This window comes from Gangjinia marincola, assembly GCF_039523415.1.
In the GTDB taxonomy this organism is placed as follows: domain Bacteria; phylum Bacteroidota; class Bacteroidia; order Flavobacteriales; family Flavobacteriaceae; genus Gangjinia; species Gangjinia marincola.
Map to the genome: position 1 here is coordinate 1 of NZ_BAAAFG010000018.1, position 1,971 is coordinate 1,971.

Here is a 1,971-nt window from a genome sequence, read left to right on the forward strand (position 1 = left end):
TAGATGATAATGCTACAGCAGACCCATTAGTAAGTGAGGTTATTGATATCTTAGGCAATGATGATTACCTGGATAACTTAGATCCAAACAATCAGGGAACAACTACAATTACGCAAACAGGCGGTACAGCAAGTGGAACGGTTAGCTTTGATGCTGATACGGGCGAGTTGACGTATACCCCAACTGTAGGAGAAGCAGGAACTACCGTTACAGTAATCTATGAAGTATGTAATGATGCAAGTGGTAGTGCTGTATGTGATACTGCTATAGTAACTATCACAGTGAATGATCCAGGAGGAGTCGATACCGACGGTGACGGTAATCCAGACGGAACCGACCCAAATCCGACAGTTCCAACGGCAGTAGATGATAATGCTACAGCAGACCCATTAGTAAGTGAGGTTATTGATATCTTAATTAATGACGATTACTTAGGTAACTCAAACCCTAATAACGTAGGAACGACTGAGATTACAGATTTAGGAACAGGAACCGCAGCCGGATCAATTACATTTAATAATAATACAGGCGAATTGATTTATGTTGCTACTGTTGCAGAGGCAGGTACTACAGTTACGGTAGACTACCAGGTCTGTAACACAGATCCGGACCCAGATGTATGCGCAACGGCTACAGTTACTATTGTGGTAGGTAATCCTGATAATGACTTAGATGGAAACCCAGATGCAACCGATCCTAATCCAAATACGCCAACAGCAGTTGACGATAATGCAACAGCAGATCCTTTAGTAGCTGAAACGATAGACATTTTACTAAATGATGATTATTTAGGGAATAGTAATCCCAATAATCTTGGTACCACTGAGATTACAGATTTAGGAACAGGAACCGCAGGCGGATCGATTACATTTAATAATAATACAGGCGAATTGATTTATGTTGCTACTGTTGCAGAGGCAGGTACTACAGTTACGGTAGACTACCAGGTCTGTAACACAGATCCGGACCCAGATGTATGCGCAACGGCTACAGTTACTATTGTGGTAGGTAATCCTGATAATGATTTTGATGGAAACCCAGATGCAACCGATCCTAATCCAAATACGCCGACAGCAGTTGACGATAATGCAACCGCTACTCCTTTAGTGACCGAGGTGATTGATATTCTAATTAACGATGACTACTTAGGGAATAGTAACCCAAATAATCTAGGTACTACGGAGATTACAGATCTAGGAACGGGTAGTGCTGCTGGAACAATCGCGTTCAACAATAATACAGGAGAGTTATTATATACTCCAACAGCTGGAGAAGCCGGTACAACGGTAACAGTAGATTACCAGGTTTGTAACACAGATCCCGATCCAGATGTATGTGCTACGGCCACGGTTACTATTGTAGTAAGTAATTCAGATACCGATCAGGATGGTAACCCAGATGTGAGTGATCCAAACCCTGCAACACCAACAGCAGTTGATGATAATGCAACAGCAGATCCTGGCGTAGCAGAGACGATCGATATCTTAGGAAACGATGATTACCTGGATAACTTAGATCCGAACAATGTAGGAACGACAGCGATCACTGACTTAGGAACAGGAACAGCCGCAGGAACAATTGTCTTTGACAATGATACTGGTGAGTTGATCTATACTCCAACAGCAGGCGAAGCCGGTACAACAGTAACGGTAGATTACCAGGTATGTAACACAGATCCGGACCCGGATGTATGTGCCACAGCAACGGTAACAATTGTAGTAAGCGATCCAGGTGCAGTGGATACTGATCAAGACGGTAACCCAGATGTGAGTGATCCAAACCCTGCAACACCAACAGCAGTTGATGATAATGCAACAGCAGATCCTGGCGTAGCAGAGACGATCGATATCTTAGGCAACGATGATTACTTAGATAACTTAGATCCGAACAATGTAGGAACGACAGCGATCACTGACTTAGGAACAGGAACAGCCGCAGGAACAATTGTCTTTGACAATGATACTGGTGAGT

Annotated in this window: 1 protein-coding gene; it reads left to right on the forward strand. The window is 43.2% G+C overall.

Annotated features, from left to right (window positions below):
- On the forward strand, positions 1 to 1,971 hold a 1,971-nt coding region (locus ABD000_RS14010), incomplete at both ends, for an Ig-like domain-containing protein (RefSeq protein WP_425545367.1).